We start from the raw sequence: 18086 nt of genomic DNA on the forward strand, positions 1-18086 counted from the left end.
CGGCAGCTCCCTGTGTCGATCGGACACCACCGACGATGCCTGGAGCGGATTGCCAGGAGGGCGCGATCCCGTGGCGCGGGCGTCAACAACTGCGCACAGCGGCGCCGCGGCACCTGTGAGAGGTCCCGGACCGAGCAGTCCTCAGTCGGACGTTGCCGGCTCCGCGGAGTCTGCGGCCGAGAGGCGGCGACGGTGCGGGTCCCGGACCACGCGGTCGGCCGTGCGGCAGGGCTCCCCCGGTGCGGCACCGCAGCGCGGGCAAGCTCGGGCAAGGACGGGATCGACCGGGTCAGTGCTCATCATCGCCTCGCAGCGGGATCGTCGATCGATCGGCCGGCACCGACCGGTCACCACTGGTCGGCGTGCTCCCGAGCCTGACGGACTGGACGGCCGTCCGTCAACGGGTCGACCATCGAATCTGCACGTCAGCGCACGGAACGTGCACGCGACCCCCTCCGAAGTCCGGTACAGGGAACGCACAGGATTCGTACGGTGACGGCATGACCGATGCGAGCCTTCCCGCCCCCGTCTGGCAGCAGCGTCCGGTGTACGGACCGCCCGAGAGGCCCGGCCGCCTCACGACCGTCCTGGCCCCGTTCTGGGCCGCCCGCAGCCGCGCGATCGCCGCCGTCACGCTGGCGACGTGCCTCGTGGTCGGCGTGCTGAGCGCCGTGGCGCTCGTCGGCCACCAGCCGGGTCTCGGCGCCGCGCTCGCGGGGACGATGGTCTGGGTGGCAGCCTTTCCGGCGCTCTGGCGCCGTCGGTCGGTGACGGACCTCGTCACGGCCGCGCTGTCGGTCGCGCTCGTGTCCGTGGTCGCGGTCCGCGCCGCCGGGTGGTTGGCCGGGCTCTGCGCCGTGGTCGCCGCCTGGGCGGCCGCGTCGGCCGTCACCGGCGCACGGTCGGCGCCGGCCTACCTGCTGGCGCCGGTCTCGTGGGCCGCGGGTGCAGCCCGCGCAGTGCCGTGGCTCGGGTCGGGTCTCGGGCGGACGGCAGGGTCGCGACGAGGACAGCTGCTCGTGGCGCTGCGCAGCGTGGGGATCACGGTGGGGCTGCTGCTGGTGTTCGGGCTGCTGTTCACCAGCGCGGACAGCGTGTTCGCGAGCTACGTCCCGACCGTCGACGCGAAGTGGCTGCCCGCGCAGCTCGTCGTCGGCGCCCTCGTGGCGGTCGTCGCGGCGACGTTCGCGCAGCTCGCGCTGCACCCGCCGGGTTGGTCCGACGCCCGCCTCTCCCCCGCCCCGGCGGCCCGTCGCGGCGAGTGGCTGCTGCCGGTCGTCGCGCTCGACGTGCTCGTGGTCGCGTTCGTCCTCGTGCAGGTCGACACGCTCGTCGGCGGGCGGCTCGGCGACGTCACCTACGCCCAGTACGCCCGGCAGGGGTTCTGGCAGCTCGTCGTCGCGACCGCCCTGACCCTCGTCGTCGTGGCCGTCGCCGCACGACGCGCACCCGACCGCCTGACGGCACGGGTCGCCCTCGGCGTGCTGTGCGTCGGCACGCTCGGCGTCGTCGCCTCGGCGCTGCGTCGGATGGACCTGTACGTCGACATGTACGGACTCACGCGGCTCCGGCTGCTCGTGGCGGTCGCGGAGGTGGTCCTCGGGGTCGTCCTGGTCCTCGTGCTCGTCGCCGGTGTGCGGTGGAAGGGCGGCTGGCTCCCGGGGGCGGTCGTGCAGGTGGTCGCCGTGGCGATGCTCGGGCTGGCCCTGGTGAACCCCGACGCGCAGATCCTGCGGCACAACACCTCTGCCGCCGCGACGGGCGACCTCGACATCGTCTACCTGCAGGACCTGTCCTCCGACGCGGTGCCGGCGATGGACGCGCTCAGCGAACCCCTGCGCTCGTGCGTGCTCAGCGGGGCGGACACGTCACCGACCTGGGGCGGGCCGCTGGCCTGGAACCTCGGGCGCAGCCGCGCAGCCGGCGTGGGCCCCGAGGAGGGCGACGCCGGCTGCGCGTTGGTCAGGACGTCGCGACAGGCTCCATAGCGGGCTCGTCGTGGGCCGGACGCGCCAGGAGCGTGAGCACGCCCAGGATCAGGAGCGCGACGACGGCCACCACGAAGACGGTCTTGCCGGTGATCCCGTCGGCCAGCACGAGGACCAGGACCGCGATGCCGGTCACGACGACGCGGATGAGGGTGCGCTGCTCGTAGAGCCAGACTCCGAAGGCGCCGGTCCCGACGCCGTGCCGGTCGCCGAGTCCGCGAACCCACGCGACTCCCTTGCCGGACGTCTCGCGCACCGACCTCGCGGCCGGCGTGCCGCCCGCGAAGAACGCGACGATCGCGACGATCAGGCCCAGGACGAGCCCGACCCGCAGCTCGATCCGCAGCAGCGAGACGAACTGGTCGTAGAGCGTGACGGCCACGTCGGGACGCTGGACGCTCGGCGGCAGCGAGTTCGAGTAGAACCATCTGCCGATCGCGAGCCCGACGGCCAGGAGCGCCATCGCCACGGCGAGCGAGAGCCCGGCGATGACGAGCGCGCGCGACCGCTTCTGGGCGAACAGCACGCCTGCGGCGAGGAGCAGCAGCGAGATCCACGGAAGCACGGCACCGATCACGTCGATCGCGCGGTACGCGTTCTGCAGCCGGACCAGGTCGGAGCTGGACGCGACCGGGAACGTCACCTTGATCGTCGGGATCCGGCCGGCCAGCGTGAACCCGGCGTCGACGAGCGCCGTCTTGACCTGCTCGATGATCGGCGTGATGTCGATGACGAGCTGGCCCGAGTCGCTGATCTGCGCGAGCGCGTCGGGGTCGCCCCGCAGCGTCGCGACGATCTGCTCGTGGGCCGTTCGGTTGGCCTCGGTCCACGTCGCGGCGAAGGCGTCGGACGTGACGATCTTGTCCACCTGCTTGCGGACGAAGCCCGTGACGGCGTCCTGCAGCGGCCCCTTCAGCGACGCGAGTCCGGTCGTGACGATCGGCGGCAGGTTCAGGCCGGCGATCGCGTCGGTCGCCTGCGTCGTCAGCTCGTCGAGGTTCAGCGCGTCGACCACCGCGTTGGTGACGCGGTTGGTGACCGCGGCCTGCACCCCGGGGTCGCTGGCGATCGGCGCGATCGTGTCGACGTAGGCGTCCGTGTCGACGACGAGGTCGCGGGCCCAGTTGCCGACCACGGCGATCGGCGCCAGGAGCGCCCCGAGCAGGATGAGCACGATCGCCGCGGTGGTGCGCCCCGGCTTGCGCTTGCGCCGGACGGCGGGCGCCGTGACCGTGGCCGCGCGCAGGGCTGCGTTCTCGGCCTCGAGGGCCGCCAGACGCGCCTCCAGGGCTGCCGGGGTCTCGGGCTCCTCCGGTGTCGCGACGACGATCGGCACCGTGTCGTTCAGGGTGTCGGGCTCGAGGACCTCGGCCGTCGTGCCGACCACGATCGGCTCCGTGTCGTTCGCGGCGGGCTCCGCCTCCTCGAGCACGGGCTCGGCCGTCTCGTCGGCCGCGATGTCCTCGGCGACGTTCGCCGCGGGCTCCTCGACGACGACCTCGGCCGCGGGCGTCTCCTCAACCGGCGTCTCGACGGCGGGCGTCTCGGTGCCCGTCGCAGGAGCGCCGGCCTCGAGCGTCTCGTCGACTGGCGGCGTCACCGGCTCGGTCTTCGGAGCGGTCGTCCGGGGTGTCCGCTTTGCGGCCGGCGTCCTCGGCTTTCGAGGCGGCGGAGTGTTCTCGACCACGGGCCCTCCCGGCACACGTTGAACTGTTCGCACCATTTGCACGATGTCTGGTCGAGCATGGCAGTTCCGCTGGTCAGAGCGCGAGCAGGTTCATGGAATGCCGGAGGTTCAGCCGTAGAACACGCGCTCGACCACCGTCCGAGCCCGCCTCGCGGTCCGCAGGTAGTCCTGCTCGAGCTCGCCGCCGGAGCCCGCGGGATAGCCGACCACCCGCGCGAGGCCGGCCAGGGCCTGTCGATCGTGCGGCAGGAGGTCGGCGTGCGCTCCGCCGCGACCGGTCCACAGGACGTTCGCGTCCCGCAGCCGCGACGCGAGCTGCCACGCCTCGGTGAGGACCCGCGCGTCGTCGGCGTCGAGCAGCCCCGCCGAGGCCGCGGCGTCGAGGGCCTCGAGCGTCTCCGTCGTGCGCAGGGCGGGCACCTCGTGCGCGTGCTGGAGCTGCAGGAGCTGCGCAGTCCACTCGACGTCCGAGATCCCCCCGCGACCGAGCTTGAGGTGGCGCGCGGGCTCGACGCCGCGGGGCAGCCGCTCCGACTCGACGCGCGCCTTGATCCTGCGGATCTCGCGCTCGTCGGACGGGTCGATGCCGCCCTGTGGGTAGCGCAGCGGCGCGACGAGCTCGACGAACCGCTCCCCCAGGCCCGGGTCGCCGGCCACCGGACGGGCGCGCAGGAGCGCCTGGCTCTCCCACGGCGACGACCAGCGGTCGTAGTACTCGGCGTAGGAGTCGAACGAGCGGACCATCGGACCGTTGCGACCCTCCGGACGCAGGTCGGCGTCGACCTCGAGCGTCGGCTCCGGCCCGACCGTGCCGAGCAGCGTGCGCAGGGTCGTCGTGACCGAGAGCGCGAACTCCTGCGCGAGCACGTGGTCCATGCCGGGCACGGGCTCGTGCACGAACAGCACGTCGGCGTCCGAGGAGTAGCCCATCTCCCGGCCGCCCCAGCGGCCCATGGCCACGACGAGCATCCGCGTCGGGTTCTCGTCCAGCCCGCGCTGCGAACGCGCCTCCCACTCGGCGACGCGCAAGGCGCCGACCAGCACGATGTCGGCCGCGACGCTCAGGCTGCGCGACGCACGCGTCCCGGTGAGCGTCCCCGTGACGTCCGCGGCGGCGGTCCGGGCGAGCTCACGGCGACGCAGGCCACGCAACGACGTGACCGCCTTCACCGGCTCGTCGGACCGCGTCAGGATCGCGTCCGCCTCCGCCGTCAGCCGCTCGTACGTCCGCGGCTCCAGGTCGGCGTCGTCGGCCAGCCACGTGACCGACTCGGGCGAGCGGGTCAGCGCGTCGGCGACGTAGCGGCTCGTCGACAGCACCCGCGCGAGGCGTCGGGCGGCCGTGCCGGAGTCGCGGAGCAGCTTCAGGTACCAGTGCGTCGCGCCCAGCTCGTCGGAGAGCCGGCGGAACGCCAGCAGCCCACCGTCGGGATCGGCGCCGTCCGCGAACCAGCCGAGCATCACGGGCAGCAGCTGCCGCTGGATCGCGGCACGCCGCGACAGCCCCTCGGTGAGCGCGGCGATGTGCCGCATGGCGCCCGCGGGGTCGAGGTAGCCGATCGCCGCGAGGCGGGCGCGCGCCTCGTCGGGAGACAGGCTCGCCTCCTCCGTCGACAGCTGGGCCGTCGCCGGCAGCAGCGGCCGGTAGAACAGCTCCTCGTGCAGGCGCCGGACGTCGCGCTTGGCCGCCTTCCAGCGCTCGACGAGCCCGTCGGCGCCCTCGGACCGCATCCCCACCGACCGGGCGAGCCGGCGCAGGTCCGGCTCCGCGGTCGGCATGAGGTGCGTCCGGCGCAGGCGGTGCAGCTGGATGCGGTGCTCGAGCGCCCGCATGAGCCGGTAGCAGACGGCCAGCTGCGCGGCGTGCGACCGGCCCACGTACCCACCGGCGGCGAGCGCGGCCAGCGCGGTCAGGGTGCTGGGGCTGCGGATCGACTCGTCGGCGCGCCCGTGCACGAGCTGCAGGAGCTGGACCGTGAACTCGACGTCCCGCAGCCCGCCGACCCCGAGCTTGATCTGCCGGTCGGCCTCGGCGGCCGGCACGTAGCTCTCGACGCGGCGACGCATGGCCTGGGAGTCCTCGACGAAGTGCTCGCGGGTGACGGCGCCCCAGACGAACGGCTGCGTCATCTCGACGTACTCCTGGCCGAGCGCGCGGTCCCCGGCGAGCGGCCGGGCCTTGAGCAGCGCCTGGAACTCCCACGTCTTGGCCCAGCGCTCGTAGTACGCCTTGTGGCTGGCGATCGTGCGGACCAGCGGACCGTTCTTGCCCTCCGGGCGCAGCGCCGCGTCCACCGGCCACAGCGCGGGCTCCACCGACGGGGTGGAGCACGCCCGCGCCAGCCCGGCCGCGAGCCGGGCGCCGGTGGACAGGGCCTCGGCCTCGTCGACACCGTCCATCGGCTCGGCGACGTAGATGACGTCGACGTCGCTGACGTAGTTGAGCTCCCGGCCGCCGCACTTACCCATGCCGATGACCGACAGCCGCACGCCGAGCCCGTGGTCGTCGAGATCGGCGCGCGCGATCGCGAGGGAGGCCTCCAGCGCCGCTGCGGCGAGATCGGCGAGCGCCGCCGCGATGCCCGGCAGGCGACTGAGCGGCTCGGTGCTGGTCAGGTCGGTCGCGGCGATGCGCAGGAGCCGGAACCGGTACGCCTTGCGCATCGCATCGATCCCGGCGGACCCGGCGAGCGCGGCGACAGGGACGTCCGCCGAGGGGTCCGCCCCGACGGCCTCGAGGAGCTCCGCGCGCACGGCGTCGACCGCGACGCCGGTGCCGGGGGTGTCGTCGAGAAGGATCGTCAGGGCCTCGGGGTGCGCGACCAGCGTGTCGCCGAGCGCGATCGAGGCGCCGACGACGGCGAGCAGCCGTGCGCGGGCCGGGCCGTCCTCCAGCAGGATCCCGCGCAGGACCTCCGGGTCGTCGCCGACCGCGCCGGCCAGCTTCGCCAGCGCGAGCAGCGCCTGGTCGGGGTCGGCGACCTCGGTCAGCGCCCCGACGAGCAGGTCTGCCGGGTCGTCGACGATCGCGACCAGCGCCGCGTCCGCGAGCAGCCGCTGGGCGCGCGTCGGGTCGGAGACGCCCGCCCGCGTCAGCCGCCCGGCGAGCGTCGATCCCCGGCCGGAGGACGAGACCGTCACAGGACCGGCAGGAACCGCCGCAGCTCGTACGGGGTGACCTGTGCGGCGTAGGCGTCCCACTCCTGGCGCTTGTTGCGCAGGAAGTAGTCGAACACGTGCTCGCCGAGGGTCTCGGCCACGAGCTCGGACTTCTCCATGATCGAGATCGCGGCGTCCAGCGACGTGGGCAGCGGCTCGATGCCGAGCGCGCGGCGCTCCGCGTCGGTGAGCTCCCAGACGTCGTCCTCGGCGCCCTCGGGCAGCTCGTACCCCTCCTCGATGCCCTTGAGGCCCGCGTTCAGCAGGACCGCGAACGCGAGGTACGGGTTGGTGGCCGAGTCGACGGCGCGGTACTCGATGCGGCTCGAGTTGCCCTTGCCAGGCTTGTACATGGGCACGCGGACCAGGGCGGACCGGTTGTTGTGACCCCAGCAGATGTAGCTGGGCGCCTCGGCGCCGCCCCACAGCCGCTTGTAGGAGTTCACGAACTGGTTGGTGACCGCAGTGATCTCGGCGGCGTGCTTGAGCAGGCCGGCGATGAACGACCGGGCCGTCTTGGACAGCTCCAGGTGGCCGCCGGCCTCGTGGAACGCGTTCGCGTCGCCCTGGAACAGCGACAGGTGCGTGTGCATGCCGGAACCGGGCTGGTCGGCCAGCGGCTTGGGCATGAAGGAGGCGAACACGCCCTGCTCGAGCGCGACCTCCTTGACCACGGTGCGGAAGGTCATGATGTTGTCGGCCGTCGTCAGCGCGTCGGCGTAGCGCAGGTCGATCTCGTTCTGGCCCGGGCCGGCCTCGTGGTGGGAGAACTCCACCGAGATGCCCATCGACTCGAGCATCGTGATCGCGGCTCGTCGGAAGTCGTGCGCGGTGCCGCGCGGCACGTGGTCGAAGTAGCCGCCCTGGTCCACGGGGACCAGCGGCTGCGTCGGGTCGGCCGGCGCGTCGAAGAGGTAGAACTCGACCTCGGGGTGCGTGTAGAAGGTGAACCCCTGGTCGGCGGCCCGCGACAGCGCGCGCTTGAGCACGTTGCGGGAGTCGGCCAGCGACGGCTCCCCGTTGGGCGTCAGCAGGTCGCAGAACATGCGGGCGGTGCCGTGCCGCTCACCGCGCCAGGGCAGGACCTGGAACGTCGACGGGTCCGGGCGGGCGATCATGTCCGCCTCGTACACGCGCGTCAGGCCCTCGATCGCGCTCCCGTCGAACCCGATCCCCTCCGAGAACGCGGCCTCGAGCTCAGCCGGGGCGACCGCCACCGACTTGAGGATCCCGAGCACGTCGGTGAACCAGAGGCGGATGAAGCGGATGTCCCGCTCCTCGACTGTGCGGAGCACGAACTCCTGCTGCCTGTCCATGCGGTACATCCTGCCTGATGAACCACGGTTCCGAGCGTCAGTGTCCGGGGTGGGTCTTGGGCGTGAGTCGCGCCACGCGAGAACGTGCAGCGCCGACCGGGTGGTTAGGCTCGGACACATGCCTCACGCCCGCGTCGCCCTGGCGCAGATCGACACGCGAGTGGGTGACGTCGCGGCCAACGCCCAGGCGGTGCTGGTCTGGGCCCGCAAGGCTGCGGACGCCGGCGCCGACCTCGTGGTGTTCCCCGAGATGACGCTCACCGGGTACCCGATCGAGGACCTCGCGCTGCGGGCGTCGTTTCGACGAGGGGCCGAGGCGGCCCTGCAGGAGACGGCGACGGCGCTGGCCGACGCGGGTCTCGGGGACCTCGCGGTGCTCGTCGGGACGGTCGGCGAGCGGTCGGTGACCCCCGTGCACGAGCCCAAGGCCCCGGAGGGACCGCGCCGGCCCACCAACCAGGCCGTGCTGCTCCAGCACGGGAAGGTCCAGGAGCGGTACAACAAGCACCACCTGCCCAACTACGGCGTGTTCGACGAGTACCGGATCTTCGCGCCCGGCGACGACGTGCTGGTCATCGACGTGCTGGGCCGACGGGTCGGCGTCGTGATCTGCGAGGACATCTGGCAGGACGGCGGCCCGGTCTCCCAGATGGACGAGGCCGAGGTCTCGCTGCTCGTCGTGCTGAACGCCTCGCCGTACGAGGAGGGCAAGGGCCACCAGCGCGTCGAGCTCGCGGCCCGTCGCGCGCACGAGGTGGAGGCGCCCGTCGCGTACGTGAACCTCGTCGGCGCGCAGGACGACCTCGTCTTCGACGGCGGCTCGTTCGTGATCGCCACCGACGGCCGCGTGCTGACCAGCGCTCCGCAGTTCGAGGAGCACCTGCTCGTCTGGGACCTGCTCGGCGACGACGACGCACCGTCGGAGGGCCCGAAGGCGCGCACGCTCGACCCCGACGAGGAGGTCTACCAGGCCCTCGTCGCCGGACTGCGCGGGTACGTGCGCAAGAACGGGTTCCGGTCCGTGCTGCTCGGGCTGTCCGGTGGAATCGACTCCGCGCTCGTCGCCGCGATCGCGGCGGACGCGATCGGCGGCGAGAACGTCGTCGGGGTCTCCATGCCGTCGGTGTACTCCTCCGAGCACAGCAAGGACGACGCGCAGGACCTGGCCAAGCGGATCGGTGCGGACTACCGCGTGCAGCCCATCAAGGCGATGGTCGACGCGTTCGAGGGCGAGATCCCGCTCGAGGGCGTGGCCGCGGAGAACCTGCAGGCCCGCGTCCGCGGCGTGATCCTCATGGCGATCTCCAACCGCGAGGGCCACCTCGTGATCGCGCCGGGCAACAAGTCCGAGCTCGCGACGGGCTACACGACGATCTACGACGCCGGCAGCATCGGCGGCTTCGCGCCCATCAAGGACGTCGACAAGTCCCGCGTCTGGAAGCTGGCCCGCTGGCGCAACAACGCGGCGGTCGACGCGGGCGAGCTGCCGCCGATCCCCGAGTCGTCGATCACCAAGCCGCCGAGCGCCGAGCTCCGTCCCGGCCAGGTGGACCAGGACTCGCTGCCGCCGTACGAGCTCCTCGACGAGGTGCTGGACGCCTACGTGGAGCACGCCGAAGGGCGACCCGAGCTGCTCGCGCGGGGGTTCGACCCGGCCGTCGTCGACAAGGTCCTCGCGCTCGTCGACCGGGCCGAGTGGAAGCGTCGGCAGTACCCGCTGGGCACCAAGGTGACGGCGCTGGCGTTCGGTCGCGACCGACGGCTGCCCATCACGACGGCCTGGCGCGAAGCGTGATTCTCACAGACAACAGGAGCACCGAACGATGAGCCAGACCCCGAAGCGCGTGCGCGTGCACCACCTGCGCGAGGCGAAGGAGCGCGGTGAGCGGCTGACCATGCTCACCGCGTACGACGCCGTGACGGCGCACATCTTCGACGCGGCGGGCATCGACATGCTGCTGGTCGGCGACTCGATCGGGAACACGATGCACGGGCACACGACGACGCTGCCGGTGACCGTGGACGACCTCATCCCGCCTGCTCGTGCCGTCGCCCGGGCCGCCCAGCGCGCGTTCGTCGTCGCGGACCTGCCGTTCGGTTCGTACGAGGCCGGCCCCGAGCAGGCGCTCGCCACGGCCGTCCGGATGATGAAGGAGACCGGCGTCGCCGCCGTGAAGTTCGAGGGCGGCAAGCGTGTGGTCCCGCAGATCAAGGCGCTGACCGACGCGGGCATCCCCGTCGTCGCGCACCTCGGGTACACGCCGCAGTCCGAGAACCTGCTGGGCGGTCCGCGGGTGCAGGGTCGGGGCGACCACGCCGCCGAGGTGCTCTGCGAGGACGCCGTCGCGGTCGCCGCCGCGGGCGCCGTCGCCGTGGTGCTGGAGATGGTGCCGGCTCCCGTCGCCGCCCGGATCACCGAGATCGTGCACATCCCCACGATCGGCATCGGCGCGGGCGCCGGCTGCGACGGCCAGGTGCTCGTGTGGGTCGACATGGCCGGCATGACCGACTGGTCGCCGAGGTTCGCCAAGCGGTTCGGCGAGGTGGGCGCCGCCCTCTCGGCGGCCGCGACCGCCTATGCCGACGAGGTCCGCAACGGCACGTTCCCCGACGCCGGTCACCAGTTCGACTCATGACGGCACGCCGCGCGGTCCTCGTCGTCGGGATCGTCGTCGGCGCTGTCCTCGTGGCTCTTGCCCTGCCCGTCGCCTCGGGCGTGTACCCGGTCGCGCAGCTCGTGTCGTTCCGAGCGGTCCTCGGTCTGGGCGCGCTCGGCACGGCTGCGCTGCTCGCGGTGCTCCTCGCGCTTCCCGGACCTCGTCGGACGCTGCTCCCGCTCGTCATCGCCTTCGCCGTCGGCGCGGCGGCGCAGGGTGCGGTCCTCGGCTGGCGGAGCGTGCCGCACGAGCCGGCGGCCGCCGCGGACTCCGACGACGTCGTCGTCCTGTCGTTCAACACCCTGGACGTGGTCACCCCGGCCGAGCTGTTCACGCTGGTCGACGAGCACCACGCGGACGTCGTCGTCCTGCCGGAGACGTCGTACCGCACCGGCAAGAAGGTCGCCGCGCTGATGGCGCAGACGGGCCACCCGATGCTGGTCTACACGGCCGACGGCACGATGCCCGAGGTGGTCGGCACGACCCTGCTCGTCGGTGAGCGAATGGGCGCCTACAGCCCGGAGCGTGAGCTGCCCACCCGGTTCGGCTCGATGCGCGTCGAACCGCTCGACCCGTCCTCCCCGGTGCTCGTCGCGGCGCACCCCATCTCCCCGGGCGAGCGCTCGACGATGGCCGCCTGGCGCGAGGACACCACGCTCGTCGCCACGCAGTGCGCGCGCACCCCGGGGGCGATCGTCGCGGGCGACCTCAACGCCACCCTCGACCACCCCGGCCTGCGCGACCTGGGCCCGTGCGTCGACGCGGCCCGCGAGGTCGGCGAGGCGTCGCACGGCACCTGGCCGTCGTCGGCACCCAGCCTGCTCGCGGCGCCGATCGACCACGTGCTCGTCGACGGACGCGCCTGGCGCGTGGTCGACTTCGCCGTCCTGCCCGCGACCGGCGGCAGCGACCACCGACCGATCCTCGCGACGCTCGAACGGCGCTGACTCAGCCCTTCTCGTCCTGCTCGTCCCACGCCTGGTTGCGTCGTCGCGCGGTCTCGAGCGCCTGCGTCGCCGCCTCCCGCGTCGGGTACGGGCCCATGAGCTTCGTGTAGTCGCTCTGCCGTCCCTCCTCCACCTGGTGGGTCTCGAGGTTGTAGTAGTACCCGTCGGCCATCGCGCTCTCCCTCCGTACGGGCACCCACCCGGCTTCGATGCCCTCTCTTCCGTAGACTGCCAGGTATGTCGTCCGTGCACGCGCCACGAAGCGCCCTGGTCCCCGGCACGGTCAGCCCTCGCCGCTCCGTCCCGTCCTCGATCGCGCGCCCCGAGTACGTCGGTCACCCGGGTCCGGCCCGCTGGACGGGCCCGAACGTGCTGGACGACGAGATGATCGGCCGCATCCGCGTCGCGGCGCGCATCGCGGCGCAGGCGCTCGCCCTGGTCGGGGAGCACGTCGAACCCGGTGTCACCACGGACCGGCTCGACGCGATCGGCCACGAGTTCCTGCTCGACCACGGCGCCTACCCCTCGACGCTCGGCTACCGCGGCTTCCCCAAGTCGCTGTGCACGTCGCTGAACGAGGTCATCTGCCACGGCATCCCCGACTCGACGGTGGTCGAGGACGGCGACATCGTGAACATCGACGTGACGGCCTACATCGGGGGCGTGCACGGGGACAACAACGCGACGTTCCTGGCCGGCGACGTCGACGAGGAGTCCCGGCTGCTGGTCGAGCGCACGCAGGAAGCGCTGGCCCGGGCGATCAAGGCCGTCGTCCCCGGGCGCGAGGTCAACGTCATCGGCCGCGTGATCGAGAAGTACGCGGCCCGGTTCGGGTACGGCGTGGTCCGCGACTACACCGGGCACGGCGTCGGTCCGGCGTTCCACACCGGGCTCGTGATCCCGCACTACGACGCGGCGCCGGCGTACGACACCCTCATCGAGCCGGGGATGGTGTTCACCATCGAGCCGATGCTGAACCTCGGCACCCCGGACTGGGTCATGTGGGACGACGACTGGACGGTCCTGACGGCCGACGGCCGCCGCAGCGCGCAGTTCGAGCACACCTTGCTCGTCACCGAATCCGGAGCGGAGATCCTGACCCTGCCATGAGCGACGACAAGAAGCACGCGAAGAAGGCCAGCACGGCGTTCGGCATCGACATCGGCGGGAGCGGGATCAAGGGCGCACCCGTCGACCTCCGCGACGGCGAGTTCGCGGCCGACCGCGTGCGCATCCCCACCCCCCAACCGTCGACGCCCGACGCGGTCGCGCAGACCGTGGCCGAGGTCGTCGACTCGTTCGACCTCGACAAGAACGTCCCGATCGGCGTCACGTTCCCGGCGGTGATCCTGCACGGCGTCGCGCAGTCGGCCGCCAACGTCGACAAGTCGTGGATCGGCACCAACGTCGAGAAGGTGGTCCAGACCGCGTCAGGTCGCCAGGTCCTGGCGGTCAACGACGCCGACGCCGCCGGCTATGCCGAGGTGCTGTACGGCGCCGCCAAGGGAGTGAACGGGGTCGTGCTCGTCGTGACGCTGGGCACGGGCATCGGGTCCGCCCTGATCGTCGACGGGCACCTGGTGCCCAACACCGAGCTGGGGCATCTCGAGATCGACGGGCACGACGCCGAGTCGCGGGCCGCCGAGAGTGCGCGCGACCGGGACGACCTGTCCTGGGAGGCGTGGGCCGAGCGGCTGCAGCGCTACTTCACCGTCGTCGAGAACCTCTTCTGGCCGGACCTGATCGTGGTCGGCGGCGGCGTCAGCAAGCACGACGAGAAGTTCCTGCCGCTGCTCGACCTCCGCACCAAGATCGTCCCGGCCCAGCTCCGCAACGCCGCCGGGATCATCGGCGCAGCCGCGCTCGCCGCCGACTACCGCGGCTGACGTTGCCCGTCCTCACCGAGGTCGCCGAGGGCGTCCACGTCGCGACGAGCGCGGTGTACCTGACGACGTCCACGGTGCTCGTCGCCAACGACCGCACGTGCCTCGTCGTCGACCCGGGCGTGACCGCGCACGAGATCGACGTCCTGTCGTCGGCGATCCGCCAGCACGGCTGGACCCCGATCGCCGTGTGGTCGACGCACGGCCACTGGGACCACCTGCTCGACGGCGGGATCTTCACCGGGCTGCCGCGCTGGTCCGGCGGCTGGCCGGTCGACGTCGAGACGTTGATGAACGAGCGCGACGAGGACGAGGAGCTGGCCCGCGTCCTGCTCGCGTCGCCGGGCGACTCCCCCGCGTCCGTCGTCGTCACGCCGCCCGTGCCCTTCCCGTCGGTCGGGGACCTGCTCGACTGGTCCGGACCGCCCGTGCGGGTGGTCACGCACGGCGCCCACGCACCCGGCAGCACCTCGCTGGTGGTGCCATCCGCCGACGTGCTCGTCGCCGGCGACCTGCTGTCCGACGTCGAGATCCCGCTGCTCGACCTCTCCTCGCCCGACCCGGTCGGCTCCTACCGCGAGGCCCTCACGCAGCTCGCCGGATCGGCGTCCCTCGTCGTCCCCGGGCACGGCCATGTCGGCACGCTCGCCCCGCGCGTCGCGGCCGACCTCGCCTACCTGGACGGCTCGTCGGCTGACGATCCCCGCCTGCACGACCCGTGGCTCGCGGCCGTTCACGAGTCCCAGGCGGACGCTCTGGCCGGCTGACACCGTGCGACGATGGGCCGATGGTCTGGGTCATCGTGGGCGGCGTCGTGCTCGTCGCGCTGCTGCTCTGGGCCGTCGACCGGATGGTCGCGCACGGATGGTTCGACCGCCGAGCGCCGCGGGAGCGGCCGGCCGCGGCCGCCGGGACCGGGAGCGGGTTCCTGGGCGACCTCATCGACGTGTTCCAGCCCAACCACGTGCACCTGACCGCCGAGCAGGAGCGCCAGCAGGCCGACATCCAGCACGCCGAGGACGCCGCACCGCCCGTCGACCTCGAGTCGGGCCGCGTCCGCATCGATCCCCGGTAGCGGGCGTCGGCACCCGCCTCTAACCTGCGTCGCATGGCTTCCGTGATCTCCCAGCTCGTCATCGACTCGGCCGACCCGCACGCCCTCGCCGCCTGGTGGCGCGAGGTCCTGGACTGGACGTACCCGTGGGAGGCGGCCGACGACGACGTCGAGGTCGAGATCGGTCCGTCCGACGGCTCCGCGGCCAACCTGCTGTTCCTCAAGGTCCCCGAGCTGAAGACCGCCAAGAACCGGATCCACCTCGACGTCCGCCCGCCGAACGGCTCGAACCAGGCCGCCGAGCTCGAACGCCTGCTGGCCCTCGGAGCGACCCGCGCCGACATCGGCCAGGGCGACGACGTCCCCTGGCACGTCCTGGCCGACCCCGAGGGCAACGAGTTCTGCCTGCTGCGGAACACCCCGGAGGAGGCCGCGGCCCGCCTGGCCGCCGAGACCGCTGAGGCTGCAGGCTGACCTACCGCGCGGTCGGCAGCTCGGCGTACCGGTCGTCCGCCGGGGTGACCACCTCGGCCGGGACCGCCGTCCCGCGTCGGACCAGGGCGATCCCCGCGACGACGAGCACCATGCCGGCCAGCTGCGTCGGCAGAGGCGCCTCGCCGACGAGCACCCAGGCCAGCAGGACGGCGACGAGCACCTCGGAGAGCGCAAGGAACGACGCGAGCCGCTCACCGAGGAGTCGGACCGACAGCGCGCTGACGCCGTAGGCGAAGGCGGTCGGCACGGTCGCGACGATGAGCAGCGGCACGATCCAGTGCACCTGGGCGCCGAGGAGGTCGACGCTCACGTCGGGAGCCGCCAGCGGCAGGATCCCGACCGCGGCGACGAGCCCGATCGTCACCGCGCCGACCACCATGCCGGCCCCGGCGAGGCTGATCGCGGGGAGCTCGGTCGGGCGCCCGGTGAACGCGAAGTAGGCGGCGTTGCCCACGGCGGCGAGCAGCGCGAAGGCCAGCCCGAGCGGGTCGAGCTCGAGCGACCCGGTCAGGTCGAGGACCAGGACCAGTCCGCCGGTCGCCAGGGCCGCGCCGGCCAGCGTCGCGCGCTCGGGCGCCCTGCGCTCTCGCGCCCAGCGCCACGCGACGAGCAGCAGCGGCCCCATGTACTCGACGAGGAGCGCCACGGCGACGGGCAACCGGTCGACGGCGAGGAAGTACATCGTCGAGGCCGTGGCCACGCCGAGGACCCCGAACCCCAGCACGGTCCTCCACTCGACCCGGAGCAGGTACCAGCGGCCGTGCAGCGCCCACGCGGCGGGTCCGGCGAGCAGCAGGGCCGCGACGGACAGCCGGACCAGGATCGCCGACCCGGGCGACCAGCCGGCGACGAGCAGCGGCTTGACCACCGGGCCGCTGGTCGCGAACGCCATCGCCGCGACCAGACCTGCGACGATGCCGACGGAGCGGTCCCGTGCGGCGGTCGTGCGCATGGCGTGGCTCCAGGCTGTCATGAGTGAAAGGGCGCTACGCTCATGACAGTAGCGTGAATCCGACAGGAGTCAACGTGGTATTTGCCCATGACACCGAGGCGAACCTCGCGGCCGCGGCCGAGCTCGTGAACAGCGCGCGCCGTCGCGACGGTCACGACGCCATGGCGACGACCGACGACGTGAGCGAGTTCTACACGCGCTGGGGCTACTCGGTGCGGCACGACGGCGACAGCACCGAGCTGGCCGCGGTCCGCGACGCCCGCGACCAGATCGCCGAGCTGTGGGAGGTCGACCGCGACACCGCGGCACCGCTCCTCAACGACATGCTCGCGCGCGGGGGCGCCGTCCCGTTCCTGGTGCGCCACGACGAGCTCGACTGGCACCTGCACGGCACCGAGCCCGACGCGCCACTCGGCACGGTCATGCTCGTCGAGACGGCGATGGCGATGATCGACGTGGTGCGCAGCGACGAGTACGACCGCCTGCAGCACTGCGCGGCCGACGACTGCGACGCGGTCCTCGTCGACCTCTCCCGCAACCGCTCCCGCCGCTTCTGCGACGTCAACGGCTGCGCCAACCGAGCGCACGTGGCCGCGTACCGGTCTCGGCGCGCGCACGGCCCCGAGAGCGGATGAGCCTGCTGGCGGGACCGCCTGACGCCTGACGTGTATCCGCTCCGACCCTTCGCACCCTGGTGTTCATCAGAACCAGGGAGGCGACGAGATGTCCACCACGATGAACGGCTACGCGCGCATCGACACGATCGATGATCGCTTGACCTTGGCCACGGTCTCCGGGCACAGCACACGTCTGCTGGGCGGCCCCGTGGCGACGGTCCTCTGCGAGGTCGGGCGACGTTTCCACACAGACGTCGAGCCCGTCACCACCTTCAACGGATGGCGCAGCGCCGCCTTGAACAAGAGCTCCGGTGGTATCACGAGCTCCAACCACCTCTCGGGGACCGCCGTCGACGTCAACGGCGGCAAGCACCCCAGGTTCGAGCACGGCACCTTCACGGACGCCCAGGTCTCCGCGATCCGGCAGATCCTCGTCGACCTCGGCGGGGTCGTGCGCTGGGGTGGCGACTGGAACGGCGAAGGCCGCCTGACGGAAGGCGACGCGGACGAGATGCACTTCGAGGTCGTCTCCAACATCGCCACCCTCACCCCGGTCGCGAACCGCATCGCCGACCCTCTGCACCCGGACGGGGTGCCCTTGAACAACCTGACCGCACACCTGGAGGACGACATGGTCACCGACATCATCGAGCTGTACACGCGGATCCTGGGTCGCGGACCCTCAACCGACGACATCTGCGCGCGGCTCGTCCAGACACCGACGCAGGTGGTGGACGACCTGCTGAACGCATCGCCGACCAACGAGCCGAGCTCGGTCGACGCCGCCTACCGCGACTACCTGAACCGGGCTCCTGACCCGACGGGTCGGGCCACGTGGGGAGCGCAGCCTACGATCCGCGCGATGCGTGCCGGACTCAAGGCGTCCGCCGCCGACGGCGCGACCTGACCCGGGGCGCCCGTGAACGGCGGGCGCCCTAGGAACGGATGAGTCAGTCGATACGCCGGGTTCTGTCCTCGCGCGCGGTTGCCCGCAGCTGCGCGAGTGGCGGCCATCCCTCTACGACGTACGTTGCCGCACGCCTCCAGCGGCCTACCCGGGAGCTCGGGCGAGCAGCCCTCGAACACTCCCTGTCTGGCCTTGCTCCGGGTGGGGTTTACCGAGCCGCACCGGTCACCCGGCACGCTGGTGGTCTCTTACACCACCGTTTCACCCTTACCGGCCCAGCGAGCTGAGCCGGCGGTCTGTTCTCTGTGGCACTTTCCCGCGGGTCACCCCGGGTGGGCGTTACCCACCACCCTGCTCTGCGGAGCCCGGACGTTCCTCGGCAGGCCCGAGGGCCTGACGCGGCCGCCTGACTGACTCATCCGCG

The 18086-nt window shown here is 72.5% G+C and carries 17 protein-coding genes and 1 other RNA gene; 11 read left to right on the plus strand and 7 right to left on the minus strand.

Going from position 1 to position 18086, the window contains the following annotated elements; all coding sequences use genetic code 11:
- Positions 1-141: 141 nt before the first annotated feature.
- The gene (locus AC1DZC_RS06110; RefSeq protein WP_477042602.1) at positions 142-303 is read right to left on the minus strand and encodes a zinc finger domain-containing protein; all 162 of its coding nucleotides are present in this window, start codon (positions 301-303) and stop codon (positions 142-144) included.
- A 197-nt stretch (positions 304-500) separates the two neighbouring features.
- Between AC1DZC_RS06110 and AC1DZC_RS06115 the strand changes: the two genes are divergently transcribed.
- The gene (locus AC1DZC_RS06115; RefSeq protein WP_477042603.1) at positions 501-1988 is read left to right on the plus strand and encodes a DUF4153 domain-containing protein; all 1488 of its coding nucleotides are present in this window, start codon (positions 501-503) and stop codon (positions 1986-1988) included.
- On the opposite strand, the gene AC1DZC_RS06120 is transcribed toward AC1DZC_RS06115, so the two are convergent.
- The 3 genes from AC1DZC_RS06120 to glnA form a co-directional block, all read right to left on the minus strand.
- Positions 1963-3588: a hypothetical protein gene (locus AC1DZC_RS06120; RefSeq protein WP_477042604.1), complete on the minus strand. Its 1626-nt coding sequence runs from the start codon at positions 3586-3588 to the stop codon at positions 1963-1965. The two genes, AC1DZC_RS06115 and AC1DZC_RS06120, sit on opposite strands and share 26 nt — an antisense overlap.
- A 195-nt stretch (positions 3589-3783) precedes the next feature.
- On the minus strand, positions 3784-6816 hold the full coding sequence (locus AC1DZC_RS06125; protein WP_477042605.1) for a bifunctional [glutamine synthetase] adenylyltransferase/[glutamine synthetase]-adenylyl-L-tyrosine phosphorylase: 3033 nt from the start codon (positions 6814-6816) through the stop codon (positions 3784-3786).
- Positions 6813-8150, minus strand: a complete 1338-nt coding sequence (gene glnA, locus AC1DZC_RS06130) for a type I glutamate--ammonia ligase (protein ID WP_477040051.1) — start codon at positions 8148-8150, stop codon at positions 6813-6815. The genes AC1DZC_RS06125 and glnA overlap by 4 nt, the downstream gene beginning before the upstream one ends.
- A gap of 118 nt (positions 8151-8268) precedes the next feature.
- Between glnA and AC1DZC_RS06135 the strand changes: the two genes are divergently transcribed.
- Genes AC1DZC_RS06135 through AC1DZC_RS06145 form a run of 3 tightly spaced genes read left to right on the plus strand, consistent with a single transcriptional unit; the run spans position 8269 to position 11754 of the window.
- Positions 8269-9945, plus strand: a complete 1677-nt coding sequence (locus AC1DZC_RS06135; protein ID WP_477042606.1) for an NAD+ synthase — start codon at positions 8269-8271, stop codon at positions 9943-9945.
- Between the two features lie 28 nt (positions 9946-9973).
- Positions 9974-10786 carry a 3-methyl-2-oxobutanoate hydroxymethyltransferase gene (gene panB, locus AC1DZC_RS06140; RefSeq protein WP_477040053.1) on the plus strand — a complete coding sequence of 271 codons (813 nt, stop codon included), beginning with the start codon at positions 9974-9976 and terminating at the stop codon, positions 10784-10786.
- Entirely contained in the window at positions 10783-11754 is a 972-nt protein-coding gene (locus AC1DZC_RS06145) for an endonuclease/exonuclease/phosphatase family protein (RefSeq protein WP_477042607.1), read from the plus strand. The genes panB and AC1DZC_RS06145 overlap by 4 nt, the downstream gene beginning before the upstream one ends.
- A 1-nt stretch (position 11755) precedes the next feature.
- Here the strand turns inward: AC1DZC_RS06145 and AC1DZC_RS06150 are convergent, their stop codons facing one another.
- Positions 11756-11926 (minus strand): SPOR domain-containing protein, encoded by a 171-nt coding sequence (locus AC1DZC_RS06150; protein WP_477040055.1) that lies wholly within the window; start codon positions 11924-11926, stop codon positions 11756-11758.
- A 65-nt stretch (positions 11927-11991) separates the two neighbouring features.
- Here AC1DZC_RS06150 and map point away from each other — a divergent pair, with 65 nt between their 5' ends.
- The 5 genes from map to AC1DZC_RS06175 are packed head-to-tail and all read left to right on the plus strand — an operon-like array spanning position 11992 to position 15165.
- Positions 11992-12864 carry a type I methionyl aminopeptidase gene (gene map, locus AC1DZC_RS06155; protein WP_477040056.1) on the plus strand — a complete coding sequence of 291 codons (873 nt, stop codon included), beginning with the start codon at positions 11992-11994 and terminating at the stop codon, positions 12862-12864.
- On the plus strand, positions 12861-13640 hold the full coding sequence (ppgK, locus tag AC1DZC_RS06160; RefSeq protein WP_477040057.1) for a polyphosphate--glucose phosphotransferase: 780 nt from the start codon (positions 12861-12863) through the stop codon (positions 13638-13640). Before map ends, ppgK begins: the two co-directional genes overlap by 4 nt.
- Before the next feature lie 2 nt (positions 13641-13642).
- Positions 13643-14404, plus strand: a complete 762-nt coding sequence (locus tag AC1DZC_RS06165) for an MBL fold metallo-hydrolase (RefSeq protein ID WP_477040058.1) — start codon at positions 13643-13645, stop codon at positions 14402-14404.
- A 20-nt stretch (positions 14405-14424) separates the two neighbouring features.
- Entirely contained in the window at positions 14425-14712 is a 288-nt protein-coding gene (locus AC1DZC_RS06170; protein ID WP_477042608.1) for a DUF6191 domain-containing protein, read from the plus strand.
- Between the two features lie 33 nt (positions 14713-14745).
- Positions 14746-15165, plus strand: coding sequence for a VOC family protein (locus tag AC1DZC_RS06175; RefSeq protein WP_477042609.1), 420 nt, complete (start codon positions 14746-14748; stop codon positions 15163-15165).
- Position 15166: 1 nt separating this feature from the next.
- Here AC1DZC_RS06175 and AC1DZC_RS06180 read toward each other — a convergent pair whose 3' ends face one another.
- Positions 15167-16138, minus strand: a complete 972-nt coding sequence (locus AC1DZC_RS06180) for an EamA family transporter (RefSeq protein ID WP_477042610.1) — start codon at positions 16136-16138, stop codon at positions 15167-15169.
- 74 nt (positions 16139-16212) lie between these two features.
- Here AC1DZC_RS06180 and AC1DZC_RS06185 point away from each other — a divergent pair, with 74 nt between their 5' ends.
- Both AC1DZC_RS06185 and AC1DZC_RS06190 read left to right on the plus strand, forming a co-directional pair.
- Positions 16213-16773, plus strand: coding sequence for a CGNR zinc finger domain-containing protein (locus AC1DZC_RS06185; protein WP_477042611.1), 561 nt, complete (start codon positions 16213-16215; stop codon positions 16771-16773).
- An 88-nt stretch (positions 16774-16861) separates the two neighbouring features.
- The gene (locus AC1DZC_RS06190) at positions 16862-17662 is read left to right on the plus strand and encodes a M15 family metallopeptidase (protein WP_477042612.1); all 801 of its coding nucleotides are present in this window, start codon (positions 16862-16864) and stop codon (positions 17660-17662) included.
- Positions 17663-17697: 35 nt separating this feature from the next.
- Here the strand turns inward: AC1DZC_RS06190 and rnpB are convergent.
- Positions 17698-18080, minus strand: an RNA gene (gene rnpB / locus AC1DZC_RS06195) — RNase P RNA component class A.
- Positions 18081-18086: the final 6 nt, after the last annotated feature.

This window comes from Cellulomonas sp. P2_B4, assembly GCF_056404795.1.

What these genes read in the sequence shown, in the direction of transcription:
- AC1DZC_RS06190 (WP_477042612.1), top strand. Translation starts at nt 16,862, where the DNA reads ATGTCCACCACGATGAACGGCTACGCGCGCATCGACACGATCGATGAT.
- AC1DZC_RS06170 (WP_477042608.1), top strand. Translation starts at nt 14,425, where the DNA reads ATGGTCTGGGTCATCGTGGGCGGCGTCGTGCTCGTCGCGCTGCTGCTC.
- panB (WP_477040053.1), top strand. Translation starts at nt 9,974, where the DNA reads ATGAGCCAGACCCCGAAGCGCGTGCGCGTGCACCACCTGCGCGAGGCG.
- glnA (WP_477040051.1), bottom strand. Translation starts at nt 8,150, where the DNA reads ATGGACAGGCAGCAGGAGTTCGTGCTCCGCACAGTCGAGGAGCGGGAC.
- AC1DZC_RS06175 (WP_477042609.1), top strand. Translation starts at nt 14,746, where the DNA reads ATGGCTTCCGTGATCTCCCAGCTCGTCATCGACTCGGCCGACCCGCAC.
- AC1DZC_RS06150 (WP_477040055.1), bottom strand. Translation starts at nt 11,926, where the DNA reads ATGGCCGACGGGTACTACTACAACCTCGAGACCCACCAGGTGGAGGAG.
- AC1DZC_RS06110 (WP_477042602.1), bottom strand. Translation starts at nt 303, where the DNA reads ATGATGAGCACTGACCCGGTCGATCCCGTCCTTGCCCGAGCTTGCCCG.
- ppgK (WP_477040057.1), top strand. Translation starts at nt 12,861, where the DNA reads ATGAGCGACGACAAGAAGCACGCGAAGAAGGCCAGCACGGCGTTCGGC.
- map (WP_477040056.1), top strand. Translation starts at nt 11,992, where the DNA reads ATGTCGTCCGTGCACGCGCCACGAAGCGCCCTGGTCCCCGGCACGGTC.
- AC1DZC_RS06115 (WP_477042603.1), top strand. Translation starts at nt 501, where the DNA reads ATGACCGATGCGAGCCTTCCCGCCCCCGTCTGGCAGCAGCGTCCGGTG.
- AC1DZC_RS06180 (WP_477042610.1), bottom strand. Translation starts at nt 16,138, where the DNA reads ATGCGCACGACCGCCGCACGGGACCGCTCCGTCGGCATCGTCGCAGGT.
- AC1DZC_RS06145 (WP_477042607.1), top strand. Translation starts at nt 10,783, where the DNA reads ATGACGGCACGCCGCGCGGTCCTCGTCGTCGGGATCGTCGTCGGCGCT.
- AC1DZC_RS06135 (WP_477042606.1), top strand. Translation starts at nt 8,269, where the DNA reads ATGCCTCACGCCCGCGTCGCCCTGGCGCAGATCGACACGCGAGTGGGT.